The 15,853-nt window shown below is 70.5% G+C and carries 13 protein-coding genes and 1 pseudogene; 6 read left to right on the top strand and 8 right to left on the bottom strand.

The genetic code is table 11. The features are described 5' to 3' along the window. Positions 1-95 precede the first annotated feature (95 nt). Both GXW76_RS00070 and GXW76_RS00065 read left to right on the top strand, forming a co-directional pair. A complete protein-coding gene (locus GXW76_RS00070; RefSeq protein WP_211859852.1) occupies positions 96-947 on the top strand; it encodes an NAD(P)-dependent oxidoreductase in 852 nt (283 codons plus the stop codon). A 31-nt stretch (positions 948-978) separates the two neighbouring features. Beyond that, positions 979-2,811, top strand: a complete 1,833-nt coding sequence (locus tag GXW76_RS00065) for an ABC transporter ATP-binding protein/permease (RefSeq protein ID WP_211859851.1) — start codon at positions 979-981, stop codon at positions 2,809-2,811. 1 nt (position 2,812) lies between these two features. Here GXW76_RS00065 and GXW76_RS00060 read toward each other — a convergent pair whose 3' ends face one another. The 6 genes from GXW76_RS00060 to GXW76_RS00035 form a co-directional block, all read right to left on the bottom strand. Continuing rightward, complete coding sequence (locus GXW76_RS00060; protein ID WP_211859849.1) at positions 2,813-3,892, bottom strand: malate/lactate/ureidoglycolate dehydrogenase; 1,080 nt, start codon at positions 3,890-3,892, stop codon at positions 2,813-2,815. A gap of 160 nt (positions 3,893-4,052) precedes the next feature. Further along, the gene (locus GXW76_RS00055) at positions 4,053-4,811 is read right to left on the bottom strand and encodes an SDR family oxidoreductase (RefSeq protein ID WP_211859848.1); all 759 of its coding nucleotides are present in this window, start codon (positions 4,809-4,811) and stop codon (positions 4,053-4,055) included. Next, positions 4,812-5,912, bottom strand: a complete 1,101-nt coding sequence (locus tag GXW76_RS00050) for an ABC transporter ATP-binding protein (RefSeq protein WP_211859847.1) — start codon at positions 5,910-5,912, stop codon at positions 4,812-4,814. It lies immediately after the preceding gene. A gap of 6 nt (positions 5,913-5,918) precedes the next feature. After that, positions 5,919-6,812 (bottom strand): carbohydrate ABC transporter permease, encoded by an 894-nt coding sequence (locus GXW76_RS00045; RefSeq protein WP_211859846.1) that lies wholly within the window; start codon positions 6,810-6,812, stop codon positions 5,919-5,921. Further along, complete coding sequence (locus GXW76_RS00040) at positions 6,812-7,744, bottom strand: carbohydrate ABC transporter permease (RefSeq protein WP_211859845.1); 933 nt, start codon at positions 7,742-7,744, stop codon at positions 6,812-6,814. The genes GXW76_RS00045 and GXW76_RS00040 overlap by 1 nt, the downstream gene beginning before the upstream one ends. Before the next feature lie 67 nt (positions 7,745-7,811). Further along, complete coding sequence (locus GXW76_RS00035) at positions 7,812-9,173, bottom strand: ABC transporter substrate-binding protein (protein ID WP_211859844.1); 1,362 nt, start codon at positions 9,171-9,173, stop codon at positions 7,812-7,814. A gap of 171 nt (positions 9,174-9,344) precedes the next feature. Here GXW76_RS00035 and GXW76_RS00030 point away from each other — a divergent pair, with 171 nt between their 5' ends. The 4 genes from GXW76_RS00030 (at position 9,345) to GXW76_RS00015 (ending at position 14,158) form a co-directional block, all read left to right on the top strand. After that, positions 9,345-10,466 (top strand): NAD(P)/FAD-dependent oxidoreductase, encoded by a 1,122-nt coding sequence (locus GXW76_RS00030; RefSeq protein WP_211859843.1) that lies wholly within the window; start codon positions 9,345-9,347, stop codon positions 10,464-10,466. After that, positions 10,463-11,443, top strand: a complete 981-nt coding sequence (locus GXW76_RS00025; RefSeq protein ID WP_211859842.1) for a threonine ammonia-lyase — start codon at positions 10,463-10,465, stop codon at positions 11,441-11,443. Before GXW76_RS00030 ends, GXW76_RS00025 begins: the two co-directional genes overlap by 4 nt. A gap of 70 nt (positions 11,444-11,513) precedes the next feature. Further along, on the top strand, positions 11,514-12,503 hold the full coding sequence (locus GXW76_RS00020; RefSeq protein WP_211859840.1) for a Bug family tripartite tricarboxylate transporter substrate binding protein: 990 nt from the start codon (positions 11,514-11,516) through the stop codon (positions 12,501-12,503). 59 nt (positions 12,504-12,562) lie between these two features. Further along, the gene (locus GXW76_RS00015; RefSeq protein WP_211859838.1) at positions 12,563-14,158 is read left to right on the top strand and encodes a GMC family oxidoreductase; all 1,596 of its coding nucleotides are present in this window, start codon (positions 12,563-12,565) and stop codon (positions 14,156-14,158) included. A gap of 73 nt (positions 14,159-14,231) precedes the next feature. Here the strand turns inward: GXW76_RS00015 and GXW76_RS00010 are convergent, their stop codons facing one another. Both GXW76_RS00010 and GXW76_RS00005 read right to left on the bottom strand, forming a co-directional pair. After that, positions 14,232-15,482, bottom strand: a complete 1,251-nt coding sequence (locus GXW76_RS00010; protein ID WP_211859836.1) for a heme biosynthesis HemY N-terminal domain-containing protein — start codon at positions 15,480-15,482, stop codon at positions 14,232-14,234. Positions 15,483-15,491: 9 nt separating this feature from the next. Continuing rightward, positions 15,492-15,853, bottom strand: a pseudogene (locus GXW76_RS00005) (COG4223 family protein); the annotation flags it as partial.

Here is a 15,853-nt window from a genome sequence, read left to right as displayed (position 1 = left end):
CCGCCCGGACCGGCAATGCCGCCTCCAGGCTTGGACTCGGCGCGCTGCGGGTTCACCCTCGGCGCCCTCGCGGAAGAAGAAGAAGGAGCAGGCGGATGCAGAGGCCGGTGGTGGCCATCCTCGCGCAGGGGGCGATGGGCGCGGGCATCGCCGCCCGGCTCCACGCGCAGGGTGTGCGGGTGCTGACATGCCTCGATGGCCGCAGCGCCGCCAGCGCGGCCCGTGCCGCCGCGGCGGGCATGGAGCCGGTGTCCGAGGCCGGGCTGGCCGAGGCCGACGCCTTCCTCTCCATCCTGCCGCCGGCCGAGGCGCTGGCGACGGCGGAACGGCTGGCGCCGGTCTTCTCCGGCGTCGCCAGGCCCCCGCTCTACGTGGACTGCAACGCCGTCAGCCCGGCGACGATGCAGGGCATCGCGTCGCTGCTCGGCGTCCATGGGCTGCGCCTGGCGGATGCCGGCATCATCGGCGGCCCGCCGCGGGAAGGCTATGCCGGTCCGGTGGTCTATGCCTCGGGCGACGAGGCGGCGTCATTCGAGGCGCTGCTCGCGGGGCGCGGCCTCGATATCCGGGTGGTGCAGGGACCGATCGGGGCGGCCTCGGCGCTCAAGATGTCCTATGCCGGCATCACCAAGGGGCTTGTCGCGATCGGGTCGGCCATGATGCTCGCCGCTTCCCGCGCCGGGGCGGGCGATGCGCTGCGCGCCGAACTCGCCGCCAGCCAGCCCGCGCTCACCGCCTGGTTCGGGCGCATGGTGCCGGCCATGTTCGGCAAGGCCTATCGCTGGGCCGGGGAGATGGAGGAGATCGCCGACTTCACCCAGGAGGACGCGGCCGCTTCCAACATCTACCAGGGGGCCGGGGCCCTCTACGCGCGACTGGCCGATCCCGCGGCTGCGGAGGAGGTCGCCGCGCTCCGCGCCTTCCTGGACGGCACCGCGCCACGATGAGCACGAGGCTGAGGGAGCACGCGACCGGCGCATGACCGAACCGGCCGACCACCCGGGAAACACGCGGTTCTTCCGCGACTTCCTCCGCCTGGCGGGCCCCTTCTGGCTGCGCGGCCGGCAGCGCTGGGCGGCACGCTTCTGGACGGCGACGATGGCGTTGCTCGGTGCCGCCCAGGTTGCGATCGCCATCCGGCTGAACATCTGGAACGCGGATTTCTTCGATGCGCTCGAACGGCGCTCGATGGACCGCTTCATGACGCAGATCGGCATCTTCACGCTGATCGTCGGCAGCGCCGTGCTTGCCAATGCCCTCCATATGGTAGCGCGCCGCCGGGTGAACCTCGCCTGGCGGGACTGGCTGACGCGCCGCGTCGTCGGCGACTGGATGGCCGAGGCGCGCCACTACCAGGTCGCGCAGATCCCGGGCGACCACGACAATCCCGACGGCCGCATCGCCGAGGACATCCGCATCGCCGCCGAGTATGCGATCGACCTCGCGCATTCGCTGCTCTACGCGACGCTGCTGCTGATCACCTTCGTCGGCGTGCTGTGGAACCTCTCGGGCTGGGTGAACCTGTTCGGCGTTCCGGTGCCGGGACACATGGTGGCGCTCTCCCTCGTCTATGCCGTGGTGGGTTCCGCCGTCGCCTTCCTTCTCGGCCGGCCGCTGGTGCGGGCCACCGACCTGCGCCAGACACGCGAGGCCGATTTTCGCTTCGGCCTGGTGCGCGCTCGCGAGACGGCCGAGCCCATCGCATTGGCACGAGGCGAGGGGCGGGAGCGCTCTCGCATCGCCGCGCTGTTCGACACCATCGGCCCAGCCTGGTCGGCGCAGACCGCGGGGCTTTCGCGCCTGACGGGCTTCTCCGCCGGCTACCTCACCCTCGCGCCGGTCTTCCCCATCCTGGTGACGACGCCGCGCTACATCGAGGGCGTCATCTCCCTCGGCGGGCTGATGCAGACGGCGCAGGCCTTCCAGCAGGTGACGGCCGCGCTTTCCTGGCCGGTGGACAACCTCCAGCGCATCGCCGAATGGCGCGCCTCGGTGGAGCGCGTGCTGGCGCTGGAGGAAGGCGTGCGCATCGTCGCGACGGAGGCCGCGCGCACGGGGCCGGACGCCATCGTGCTCGACCGCTCGCCCGGCCGTGGGCTCGGTGCGCGCGGCCTCTGCGTCGCGGCACCGGACGGCACGGCGCTGCTCTCCGACATCACGCTGAATGTCACCCCGGGGGAACGCGTGCTGGTGGATGGCGATGCCGAATCGGCACAGGCGCTGTTCCGCGTGCTCGCAGGCATCTGGCCGTGGGGCCAGGGAATCGTGGACCTGCCGCCGGAGGAGGAAATCGCCACCGTCGGCGCGCGCCCCCACCTGCCCGAAGGCCCGCTGCACGACGCGATCGTTTTTCCCGAACCGCCCTCACGCTACGCCGCGGAGGAAGTCGAGCGAGCCCTCGCGGCGACGGGCCTCGCGGGGCTCGTGCCACGCCTGTCCGAGGAGGCGGACTGGGACCGCAACCTCGGCGTCATCGAGATGCAGCGCCTCGCCTTCACGCGCATCCTGCTGCAGAAGCCGGGCTGGATCCTGCTGGGCGACACCACGGCTGCGCTGGAACCGGACGAGGCCGACCGGATGATCGACCTGCTGGCGGCAGAATTGCCGGAAGCGGGCGTGCTCGTGCTTGGCCGCCATCCCGGCACGACGGAGCGCTTCACGCGCCGCCTGACCCTCGGCCGGCTGCCGGGCGGCGAGGTGCTGCTGCGGGAGATCCATGCCCGCCGCCAGGCCGCGCGCCAGCAGCGCCGGCGCCCGCTGCCCCTGGTGGACTGGCTCCGCCAGGGCTACGAGCACCGCGACACCTGGTGACTCAGACCGGGCTCTTGACCCCGAGCCGCGTCGCCGTGGCCAGGATGTTGGACCAGGTCTCGGCCGGCAGCGGCACGCCGTTCTTCAGGCGGTCCGCGCGGCGCTGCGCCTCCGGCTCCCCGGGCAGCAGCACGGGCTGCGCCGGGTCGGCAGGACGGGTGGCGGAGATCCAGTCGGCATAGACCAGCCCCATGCGCTCGAATTCCTCCTGCGTGCCGAAATGCTGCGGCGAGAGGAAGACCGAGAGCATGCCATTGGCGATGCGCCCACGCCCGCTGACCGGACCGGAGGTGCCGCCGGCGGTGAGGCAGCCGGCCAGCATCTCGCACATGAAGGCAAGGCCCGAACCCTTGTGCTCGCCGAACGCGCGGATCGCGCCTTGGCCGTTCGCCGGGTTGCGCGGCCCCACTGCGTCATACGGGCCGTAGAGCGTGTGCGGGTCGGTGGAAAGCCGTCCGTCCGGTTCGATCAGCGCGCCCTCCGGGAGCTTCTTGCCCCCGCTCGACGCCACCAGCACCTTGCCTTCCGCGACGAGCGACGTCGCGAAGTCCAGCACCAGCGGCTTGCCCGGCAGCGGCACGCCGATCGAGACGGGGTTGGTCGAGAACCGCCGCTCCACCCCGCCGAAGGGCGCGACCAGCACGCTGCCCGCGACATTGACGAAATGGATGGAGATCAGCCCGGCCGCGATCGCCTGCTCGGCATAGTCGCCGACGCGGCCGATATGGCCCGCATTGCGCAATGCGGTGATGCAGACGCCTTGCTGCCTGGCACGCTCGATGCCCAGCGCCACCGCCTGCGGCGCCACCGTCTGGCCGAAGCCCCACTTGCCATCGAGCACGGCGAAGGAACCGCCATCGGTGACGACCTCCGCATCCTGGCCCTTCACGACGTAGCCCGCCTCGAGCCACTCCACGTAGCGCGGCACGCGCACCACGCCATGGCTGTCATGGCCGGCAAGGTTCGCGCCGACGAGATGCGTCGCGATGCGGCCCGATTCGGCTCCATCGCAGCCGGCCGCGCTGAAAACGTCGCGCACGAGGGTTTCGAGCGCGTCGACAGGGATGTGAAGCATGTCCATCGTGGGTGTCCCGGGGAAGAAGGGCGGGGGGAGAAGAGAACGTCTCCCCCCAAACCCCCCTCGACCTTCTTCGACCGTTGGGAACTGACCGCGAAGCGCGGCACCAGGCGGCGAGGAAGGGAGGGGGCGCCGGAGGTGGTTCTCCTCCCCCGGCATCGAACTACATCGCGGCGATCTTCTTCGCCTGCGGTGCCAGCAGCCGCATATAGGTCGGTGTCACCAGCATCTCGGTGATGTTGGCGCGCGCCGGCATGGTCGCCACGAACAGCGCCATCGCGGCGATGTCCTCGGGCTGCAGCAGGCGCTCGATGTCCTCCTGCGGCACGGGCTCCGGCCGGTTCTTCAGGATGTCGGTGGCGACCTCACCCGGGCAGATGCAGCAGGAGCGGATGTTGTGGATCCCGTTCTCCTGGTTGATCGCCTGCGACAGCGCGACGAAGCCATGCTTCGCCGCCGTGTAGCCGGGGCCCGACAGGAAGGAGATGTTCTTCCCGGCCATCGAGGCGATCTGGATCAGGTGCCCGCCGCCGCGCCTGCGCATCCCCGGCAGCACCGCGACGGATGTGAGGAACGGGGCCGTCAGGTTGCCGTCCACCAGGCTGTGGATCGCCTCGGCCGTCAACTGGTGCAGGTAGCGCTTCGGCAGGTTCACGCCGGCGTTGTTCACCAGGATGTCCGGGCCTCCGATGGAGGATTCCACCTTCGCCAGCGCGGCCGCGACCTGTTGATCGTTCGTCAGGTCGGCCGGCACGACGATGGCGGCGTCGCCGATCATCCCCGCCGTTTCCTCGAGCGGGCCGGTGCGGCGGCCGGTCAGCGCGACCTTGGCGCCTTCCTGGGCGAAAGCGATGGCGATGGCGCGCCCGATGCCGCTGCCCGCCCCGGTGACCCAGGCGGACTTTCCTTCCAGACGTTTCATTCAAAGCACCTTGTCGGTCGTGGGATCGATGAGGTGCATCTGATCCATGTGCGCGATGAGGCGCAAGGGCGCGCCTACCGCGGCAGGCGTGGCCGGGTCGAGCCGCGCGGAGATCTCTGCGCCGTCGAGCTTGAAATGCGCCAGGGTCTCCATGCCCATCGGCTCGATGACTTCCGGCGTCAGCGTCAGCGGGGCCGGGTTGGTCTTGTCGGTGGGCTTGTCGTCGGTCAGGTGCTCCGGCCGGATGCCGAACAGCACGTCCTTGCCCGCATGCTGGCGGTAGCGCTCGGTGCGCGCCGCCGGAATGTCCAGGCTGATGCCCTGCGTCAGGTGCAGCCGCAGCGCGCCGGAGGCCTGCTCGAGGCGCGCGGGGATGAAGTTCATCGCCGGGCTGCCGATGAAGCCGGCGACGAACTTGGTCGCCGGGCTGTGGTAGAGCACCTGCGGCGGCCCGACCTGCTCGATGACGCCGTGGTTCATCACCACCACGCGGTCGGCGAGCGTCATCGCCTCCACCTGGTCGTGCGTGACATAGACGGTGGTGGTGTTCACCGTCTGGTGGACCTTCTTGATCTCGGTGCGCATCTGCACGCGCAGCTTGGCATCGAGGTTCGACAGCGGCTCGTCGAACAGGAACACCTTGGGGTCGCGTACGATGGCGCGGCCCATCGCCACGCGCTGCCGCTGGCCGCCCGAGAGCGCCTTCGGCTTGCGTTCGAGCAGCGGCATGATGTCGAGGATGCGCGCCGCCTCCTTCACGCGCTTGTCGATCTCCGCCTTCGGGAACTTCCGCAGCGTCAGGCCGAAGGCCATGTTCTCGTACACGCTCATGTGCGGGTAGAGCGCGTAGTTCTGGAACACCATGGCGATGTCGCGGTCGCGCGGCGGGATGTCGTTCACCACCGTGCCACCGATCGCGATCTCGCCGTCGGTGATCTCCTCCAGCCCCGCGATCATGCGCAGGGTGGTGGACTTGCCGCAGCCCGAGGGGCCTACGAGGACCACGAATTCGTGGTCCGAAATCTCGAGGTCGATGCCTTTGACCGCCTGCACGCCGCCTTCGTAGGCCTTGACGATCTTGCGAAGCGAAACCTGCGCCATGCGTGTTCAGCCCTTTGTCGCACCGGCGGTCAGGCCGGCAATGTAGTAGTCCATGAGGAAGGCATAGATGACGACCGGCGGCAGCGCCGCCAGCAGCGCGCCCGCCATGAGCTGGCCCCAGGCGAAGGTGTCGCCGCGGATGAGCTGGGAGACGACGCCGATGGTCATCGGCATCTCGGACGGCGTGGTGATGAAGGCGGTCGGATAGACGAAGGCCGCCCAGGACACGGTGAAGGCAAAGATCGTCGCCGCGATGATGCCGGGCAGCGCCACCGGGATGAAGATCTTCCAGAGCATCTGCATCCAGTTGGCGCCGTCGATCAGCGCCGCCTCGTCCAGTTCCTTCGGGATCGAGGCGAAGTAGCCGATCATGATCCAGGTGCAGAAGGGTACCGTCAGCGTCGGGTAGACCAGCACCAACCCCCAGGCGTTGTCGAGCAGCCCGAGCCCGCCGACGATCTGGTACAGCGGGATGAACAGCAGCGTATCCGGCACGAGGTAGGTGAGGAATACCCCTGTCGCCAGCGCCTGGCTGCCCCAGAACCGCATCCGCCCCAGCGCGAAGGCGGCGAGCACCGAGATCACCATGGTGAGGGCCACCACCGCGATCGTGACCTTCGCGCTGTTGAGGAAGAAGTCGATGAACATGCGGTTGCCGAGCAGCGCCCAGTAGTTCTCGAGCGTCGGGTTGCGCACCCACCAGGGCGAACCGGACTGGTCGGCGACCTCGGCGCTGGTCTTGAGGCTGGTGAGCAGCATGTAGACCGGCGGGGCGAGCATGATGATCGCGGCGACGACCAGCGAGATGTAGGCGCTCCAGAGCGCCCAGCGGCGCTCGCTCCGCAGGCTGCCGGCCGTGTGGTAGATGCCCTGCTCGGCAGGGGCCGTGGTCGTGGACATCACGCTTCCTCCCGGTTCCGGCGGTTGACGCCGCGCAGCACGAAGAAGGCGATGACCGCCAGGATCGGGAACATGAACAGCGACACCGCGGCGCCGCGGGGGATGTTGCCCGCGAGGATGCCGACCTGGAAGGCGTAGGATGCGAAGACATGCGTCAGGTCGCGCGGCCCGCCATTGGTCAGCACGCGGACGATGTCGTAGTTCGCGAAGGTGACGATGAGGCTGAACAGCACCGTGATCGAGATGATGTTGCGCATCATCGGCAGGGTCACGTAGCGCAGCCTCTGCCAGGAGGTGGCGCCGTCGATCGCCGCCGCTTCATACAGCTGCTCGGGCACCGACTTCAGCGCCGCGAGGTACATGATCATGAAGAAGGGCGCGCCGTACCACACGTTCACGATGATGACGCTGATCCGCGCCCACCACGGCTCGCCGAGCCAGGGCACCGACGGGATCGCGAAAACGTTGAGGAGCCAGTTGATCGAGGAGTAGGTCGGCTCGAACATCCACCACCAGCCGAGGGTGGACAGCGCCGGCGGGATCACCCAGGGCACCAGCAGCATGCCGCGCCATTTGCGCTGCCCGTTCGCCGGGATGTGGTGCAGCATGTGCGCCAGCCAGAAGCCGATCGCGGCCTTCAGGATCACCGCGGTGATCGCGAAGAATACCGACTGGAAGATGACCATCCGGAAGGTCTCGGATTCGAGAAGGATCTCGAAGTTGCCGAGCCCGATGAACGAGGTCATGCGCCGGTTCAGCGTCGCGAGGTGGATCGCGTAGCCGGCCGGCCATACGACGAGGCCGCCGATCACCGCGATCAGCGGCAATGTCATGATCAACGCGATAGTGGAACGCCGTCGCGCGAAACGCTTCAGGGATCCGCTGGCAGGAGCAGCGGTGCTGGGGATGGCAAGGCTCGCGCCGTCGGCCATTCGTCTATCCTCGATCGGAACATGCAGGCGCCCGGGGCCGAGGCCCCGGGCGTCGGTGCGGCGCGGCTCAGCCGCCGCGGCGCATGTTGTTGATCTCGCGCTCCAGCCAGCCGAGCGCGGCATCCACCGTCTCCCCGCCCTGCGAGATGCGGGCGATGAGCTTCGTGTTCAGCGCCTGCAGGTACATCTGCTGCGCCAGTTCCGGCGGGGCCGGCGAGAAGGCGATCGAATAGGTCGCCTGGTGGTGCGGCTTCAGCGGGTAGTTGTAGACCGAACCAACCGGCGGGCCTTCCGTCTCCCAGACCTTGAAGTCGGACATGCTGAGGAAGGGCGGGATGTCGTAGCCCTGCGACATGTTGGAGCAGAGCTCGGCGTTCTCGCGCTGCGTGATGTATTCGAGGAACGACTTGGCCGCCGTCTTGTTGCGGCCAAAGGACCAGATGCCCGTCACATAGGGCAGGTAGGCAAGGAAGCGGCCCTTGGGGCCGGCCGGCATCGGCACGGTCCAGCAGTTCTCGGCGACCTGCGGGGCGTCGCGCTTCGCCACCGCCCAGGCCGAGGGCGGATTGAAGATGAGCGCCGAACGGCCGGAGATCAGCGCCCGGTTGTTCGAGGCGTCGTCCCACGCCCAGACGTCGTTCGGTAGGAAACGCGACAGACGCACCAGGTAGTCGATCGCCTGGCGCAGTTCCGCGTTGTTGCGGATGGTCGGGTTGCCGCGCTCATCCGTCACGCGCGCGCCGTAGCCGAGGAACACCGCGCCGACCCAGTCCACCGCGTCGGTGAACTGCCCCATCGGCAGGCCGAAGGGAACGCCGGCCTTGTGGCAGGCCTCGGCGGCAGTGAGGAAGGTGTCCCAGGTCCAGCGGTCCGCGCCGGGGCCGGCACGGTTCGCGGCCGGCCACATCTCACGGATGTCGAGGCCGGCATGCTGCTTCAGCAGGTCGAAGCGCACGCAGGCCGGCTTGGCCTGGGTGCCGGAGGTCGCCGGGACGCCGCGCCAGGCGCCATTGCGCTTGGTGAGGAATTCGGCGACCGGGTTCACCGGGCCGAATTTCGCCGAGAGCCGCTGCATGACGTCGTCGCAGGGCTCGAGCTGGTCGGCGTAGGTGCCCGGATCCCACGGCAGCAGGCTGATGCCGTCATGCCCGCTGCGCGACTGCGCCTGGGCGGCGATCGTCAGCTGAAGCTGGTTGCCGGTGGTATTGATGAAGTCGAGCGTCATGTTGATGCGGTTCTGCTCGCCGAAGCGCTGGGCGAGCTGTTTCAGCGCATCGTTGCCGCCCGGGACCCAGTGGTCCCAGAATGCGAAGCGCAGGCTGCCGGCAGTGCCCTGCGCATGCACCATCGGCGCGCCGACCGCGGTCGCCGCCAGAACGCCAGCCCCATTGCGCAGCACATGGCGCCGGGTGATCCCGTGCTTCGACATGCTTTCCCTTCCGTTCTCTCCCCGGCGCGGACCTCGGATGGCGGGCCCGCTTGTCGGTAACCGGAAGGTTAGTCAGGGAAAATCGGGAATGGCAACCGGTTATGACCTTTAAGCTGGATTACAAAACCCTGGCTTGCACATGACGCCTGCGGACATCACGCTGACGTCGCCATGGATCACCACGAATTCGATGCCCTCGTCATCGGCGCCGGCATCGCCGGCGCCACCGCCGCCGCTCATCTTTCCGCCACCCGCCGGGTCGCCCTGCTGGAAGCCGAGGAAAGCGCCGGCTACCACGCCACCGGGCGCTCCGCCGCCATCTGGATCCGCAACTACGGCGGCCCGGATGTGCGCATCCTGACTGCCGTCTCGCGCGCCTTCTTCGAAGCGCCGCCGCCCGGCTTCGCCGAGGCCCCGCTGATGCGCGCGCGCCCGGTGATCCACCTCGCCCCGCCCGATCAGGTCGGCCACCTCCGGGAGATGATCGCGGAGGGCGATGACATACGCGAGATTTCGCTCGGCGAAGTGCGCGCCATGGTCCCCGCACTGCGCGACGGCTACGCCGCGCTGGCGGCGGTGGAGGCCGACTGCTTCGACATCGATGTCGCTGCCATGCACCAGGGCTTCCTGCGCCAGGCGCGCGCAGCAGGGGGCACGATCGCGCTGCGCAGCCGCGCCGGGCGCGTCTGGCGGCAGGACGGCCGGTGGCATGCCGAGACCTCCTCCGGCGACGTCTTCTCCGCCGCCGTCATCGTCGACGCCGCCGGCGCCTGGGGCGACGAGGTGGCGCGCATCGCCGGCCTCGATCCCATCGGCCTGCAGCCCAAGCGCCGCACCGCCTGCATCGTCGATCCCGGCGAGTACGACTGCTCCGACTGGCCGCTGCTCGGCGATGCGGGCCACACCTGGTACGCGCGAGCGGAAGCACGGCGGAAACTGATGGTCAGCCCCGCCGACGAGACCGACAGCGACCCCTGCGATGCGCAGCCGGACGAGTACGACGTGGCCGTCGCCGTGGACCGCATGCAGCAGGCGCTCGACATCCCCGTCTCGCGCATCGAGCACCGCTGGGCCGGCCTGCGCACCTTCACGCCCGACCGCGGCCTCGCGATCGGCGAGGGCACGGAAAAGGGCTTCTTCTGGATGGTCGGCCAGGGCGGCTACGGCATGCAGACGGCGCCCGCCGCGGGCGCGCTGCTCGCGGCGCTGGTCGCGGGGGAGGATCCCGGTCCGCTCGCCGCCGCGGTGCCGCTGTGCGACCCGCGGCGCTTCGCGAAGAGGAAAGCGGCATGAGCGACACCCTCCCCACCTTCGAGGACGTCCGCGCCGCCGCGGCCCGGCTTGCGGGACGTGTCCTGCACACGCCGCTGCTGCGTCACCCCCTGCTCGACGAACTCACCGGCGCGACGGTGCTGGTCAAGCCCGAGCCGCTCCAGCGCACGGGGTCCTTCAAGCTGCGCGGCGCCACCAACGCGGCGCTGCTGATGGACCCGGAGGCGAGGCGCCATGGCATCGTCACGCATTCCTCGGGCAATCACGGCCAGGCCTGCGCGGCGGCCGCGCACATGCTCGGCATGAAGGCGACCATCGCGATGCCGTCGGATGCCGCAGCCATCAAGATCGCAGCGACGCGCCGCTGGGGTGCGGAGATCGTTCCCTTCGACCGCCACGGCGTCGACCGGGACGTGCTGGCAAGCGTCCTCGCTGCCGAGCGCGGCGCCACGATCATCCCGCCCTTTGACCATCCGGACGTCATCGCCGGCCAGGGCACCGTCGCGCTCGAACTGCTGGAGGACGCCGCCGCGCTCGGCCTGGTGCCGGACGTCTTCGCGGTCTGCACCGGCGGCGGCGGCCTGACCGCTGGCTGCGTGCTGGCATTCGAGGCTCTGGCGCCGCGGGCGGATGTCTGGGCGGTGGAGCCGGAAGGCTGGGACGATACGAGACGATCACTGGAGGCCGGCCACATCGTCGCGAACGGGCCGCCCGCGAGCGGGTTGTGCGATTCGTTGTTGTCGAAGCAGCCTGGCGCCCTGACCTTCCCGATCAACCATCGCCACCTGGCCGGCGGCGTCGCGGTGACGGAAGCCGAGGTCTTCCGCGCCATGCGCTTCGCCTTCGACCACCTGAAGGTGGTCGCGGAGCCCGGGGGCTCCGTCGCGCTCGCCGCCGTGCTCGCGGGCAGGGTGGCGGCGAAGGGCGGCGTGATCGGCGTGGTCATCAGCGGCGGCAACGTCGACCCGGCGGTCTTCGCGCGGGCGCTGGCGGCCTGACACACTTGCCGGCGCCGGCATTCGGCGCTTCCCTGCGGATCGAAACGATAACAACCGTGGGAACGTCCGCATGCATCGCCGCAGCCTGATCGCACTTGCCGCCCTCGCCGCGCCCGCCGTGGCGCGGGCGCAGTCCTTCCCTGACCGCGTCATCACCTTGGTCAGCGGCTTCGCGCCAGGCGGTTCGACGGACATCACGGCGCGGCTGCTGGCAGACCGCATGCAAGGCCAACTCGGGCCCAATGCCCGCATCGTGGTCGAGAACCGCCCCGGCGCGTCCGGCACCGTCGCGGCGGACTGGCTGCGCCGGCAGCCGGCCGATGGCTACGTGCTGATGCTGAACGAAGCGTCGTCCCACGCGCTCATTCCGCACGCGATGCAGGGCGGCACGCGCTACAATCCAATGGACGACTTCACCCATGTCGCCGTCGTCGCGAACGGCCCGCTCATCATGGTCGCCAAGCCGAACTTCCCGGCGGCGAACGCGGCGGAGGCCGTCCAGAAGCTGCGCGCCGGGCCGCAGGACGACCTGCCCTACGCCTCCTCCGGCGTCGGCTCCATCCCGCACTTCGCTGCCGAATCGATCGCGGTGACGCTCGGCCTCGGCGGCAAGTTCGCCCATGTGCCCTACCGCTCCGGTGGGCTGATGGTGGAAAGCATCGCGCGCGGGGAAACCGCCTGGGGCGTGGCAGTCCTGGCCTCCGCCGCCGCGCAGGTGCGCGACAACCGCGTGCGCGGCATCGCCATCACCGGCCTCGAGCGCTTCCCGGCCTTCCCGAACATCCCGACGCTCGCGGAATCCGGCATGCCGGGCTTCGACATCGGCAACTGGTTCGCCGTGGTCGGCCCGCCGCGCATGCCCGCGGCGGTCACCGACGCGCTGAACCGCGCCATCAACTCCGCGCTGCGCGACCAGCAGTTGAACGAGCGCTTCCTCGTCGCCGGAATCACACCCTATCGCCGCGCGAACGCCCCGGCCGATGCGCGCGCCTTCTTCCAGTCCGAACTCGACAAGTTCAAGGGCGTGGTGGAGCGCACCGGCGTGCGTATGGAGGCGTGAGCGGCCTGTCCGATGACCGCGGCACCGAAGGGCATGAAGGTCTGAGTCGGCCGGGCCAAATGAAGGCCGAGGCGGACATCGTCATCGTCGGTGGCGGGTCCGCCGGCTGCATCGCGGCCGCGCGGCTGTCGGAGGATCCCGCCTGCCGCGTGCTGCTGCTGGAAGCCGGACCGCCGGATCGCGACATCTGGATCAGCCTGCCGGCCGGCTACGCCAAGCTCTATGCCAGCCAGAGATACGACTGGGACTACCGGACCGAGCCCGAGCCCAACCTGAACGGCCGCAGCATCCACTGGCCGCGCGGCAAGGTGCTCGGCGGCTCGGGCAGCGTGAACGGCCTCGTCTTCCTCCGCGGCTCACCGAACGACTTCGACCGCTGGGCACAATCCGGTGCGCGCGGCTGGTCGCATGAGGAGGTCGAGCCGGTCTTCCGCCGCATCGAGCACTGGGACGGCGCGCCCGACCCTGCCCGCGGCAGCGCCGGCGCGATCCATGTGCGCGAACCGCGCGCGCTCGCCCCCGCCGCCGCCGCCTTCGTCGAGGCCTGCGTCGCCGCCGGCCTGCCCCGCAACGCGGACTGGAACAACGGCCGCCCGATCGACGGCGCCGGGCCGGTGCAGCTCAACGTCAATGGCGGCCGCCGGTCCTCCACGGCCAAGGAATACCTCCGCCCGGCCATGGCGCGCGGCAATCTGCGCGTCGAGACCGGCGTGCTGGCGACGCGCATCATCGTCGAGAACGGCCGCGCCGTCGGCGTCGAGGCGCGGCAGAACGGCCAGCCCGTCACCTTCCGCGCGACCCGCAGCGTGGTCTGTTCCGCCGGCGCGATCGAGACGCCGAAGCTGCTGATGCTCTCGGGCATCGGCGACGGCGCGGCGTTGCAGGCGCTGGGCATCCCCGTGGTCCACCACAGCCCCGGCGTGGGGAAGAACCTGCAGGACCACCTGATCGCGAAGTTCATCTACCGCGCGAAGCCCTGCGGAACGCTGAACGAGATGCTGCGCTCGCCTTTCGGCAAGGCGAAGATGGGCCTCGACTACCTGCTCTCCCGCAAAGGCCCGCTGTCCATCGGCGCGGGGGAGGCCAACGCCTTCGCGCGCGTGACGCCCGGCGCCGAGGAAGCGGAGGCCCAGTTCCTCTTCGTGAACTTCTCCACCTTCGACTACATGAAGGGGCTGCAGGACTTCCCCGGCTTCATGTTCAACTACGGCGCCTGCCGCCCCGACAGCCGCGGGGAGGTCTTCCTGAAATCCCCCCGCTTCGAGGACAAGCCCGGCATCCGCGCGAACTACCTCGACCACCCGAACGACATCCGCGTCATGCTCGGCGCGGCGCATCTCGGGCGGAAGATCGCCGCGCAGGCACCGCTCGCCTCGCTGATCGAGGAGGAACTGCGCCCCGGCCCCGAAGCGGCGACGGACGAGGCGATCCTCGAGAACATCCGCGCCACCGCCGGCACCGTCTTCCATCCCTGCGGCACCGCAAAAATGGGCACGGATCCGATGGCGGTGCTCGACCCTGAATTGCGCGTTCGCGGCATCGAGGGCCTGCGCGTGGCGGATGCCTCCGCCTTCCCGCTGATCCCTTCCCCGAACATCCAGCCCGCCGTGATGCTGGTTGCCGAGCGCCTTGCGGAGTTCATGCGGCGCCCCTGACCCGCCCCGCCGGCTCAAACTATCCAAAGAAGGGAGGGGGTTCGGGGGAGGTTCCCCTCCCCCGACCTTCCCATCACCCCGCCGCCGACCACCCGATGCGCCCGACCGTCCCGCAAGCCGCGCACTCCGCCTTCCAGGCATTGTGCTCGGCCCCGCAGGACGCGCAGCGCCAGCGCGGCGCGCCCTGCGCGTTGGCCGCCGCGCGCAGCCACTTCGCCTGCGCGGCCCGGGCATCGGCGGTGTCGCCGTGCTCCACTTCCTCGAGCTCGGCGAGCATCAGGTAGGCCCGCCGGTCCGCCGCGCCGGCCCCGACCAGCGCCTCCAGCTCCGTCCGTGCACGCCCGGTGAGCCCGGCATCGATCGCGGTGCGCGCCATCAGCAGGCGGCTTTCCGGATGCTCGCGATTGCGGTGGATAAGGTCCTCCACCGCCTTCACGCGAGCGAGGCTGTCCTTCTCCCCCGCGATCCACGCCGCGCCGACGTCGGGATGCGGTGCCGCGAACCATGACTGTTCCAGCACCGCCCGCGCCCGGCGCGCCGAGCCAGTCGCGGCCAGCCGCCTGGCATGGGCCAACGCCGCGGGCGCGAAGGCGGAATCGGCGGCGAAGGCCTGTTTCTCGAACTCGGCGGCGCGCGCCGGGTCCTCCTCCTGCATCGCCGCCGCCAGCGCCAGCGCCGCGCGCGACGCGTCGGGGGGCGACAGGGCCAGCGCCTCGCGCCAGTCATGGGTGCGCAGCGCCAGCACCTGGCGCTCCTCGCGCAGCCAAGCGGCACCGGGCTGCGCGGCCTCGGCCTCCTTCGCGAGGCGCTGGGCGGCGGCCCAGTCCTGCCGCTGCATCGCTTGGCGCAGCAGGCCGCGCAGGCCGAGGAAGCGCGCATCGCCGCGGTCGGCGAGTTGCTTGAACACGGTCGCAGCAGCGTCCTCGCGGCCTGCCAGTCGCTCGGCTTCGGCCGTGAGCAACAGGGTCTGCGGCGTCTCGCCGAGCAGCATCCGCGCGCGGCGCACCTCGACGCGCGCCGCCTCCGGCGTGCCGGCGGCGAGCGCCACCAGCGCCCGGGTCACCGCGGCATCACCATCGGCGCGTCGTTGCTCGCGCCGCGCGGCGCGGCGGCGGGCCGGCAGTTCACCCACCCAGTGGAAGGCAGTCAGGATGGTGTGGAACAGCGCGAAGAGGATGGCGAGGCCCATCACCGCGATCGGGAAGGTGATGCCGACCCAGATCTCGCCAACCTCGACCTCCACGCTGCCGCCGACGCGGGCGAGCCAGAGCGCGAGGGCAGTGACGGCGCTGAGCGAGGCCAGCAGCAGGAGCGCGCGGCGCATGACGCGACCTCAGCCCGCGGCCAGCGTGGCGAGGGCGGCACGCGCCTCGGTCAGCGCCCGGGCCTGATCCGTCCAGGCGCGCATCGCCTCCTGCGCCGGGGCCGGCAGGCGCGCCAGGTGCGCCAGCGCGCCCTCGACGTCACCGGCCTCGACGGCGCGGCGGGCGCGCTCGATCTCGGCGGCGGCGGCGTCACCCCAGACCACCTCCTGCCCGCGGCGGACGGTGACGAGGCCCGAAAGCCGCGTCACGGCGGAATCGAGCACGCCCTGGCCCTCGCGGGAGGCCTCGCTGGCGGCGCGGCCGGCGCGGGCGGCGTCCTCGAAGGACAGGCGCAGCGTCGCATCGGTCGGCGGGGCGGCTGCGGCGAAGC

It is taken from the genome of Neoroseomonas soli (genome assembly GCF_018129065.1).
Taxonomy (GTDB): Bacteria; Pseudomonadota; Alphaproteobacteria; order Acetobacterales; family Acetobacteraceae; genus Neoroseomonas; species Neoroseomonas soli.
Note: the sequence above shows the minus strand (reverse complement) of the source record. Positions and strands in the feature narration are given on the sequence as shown.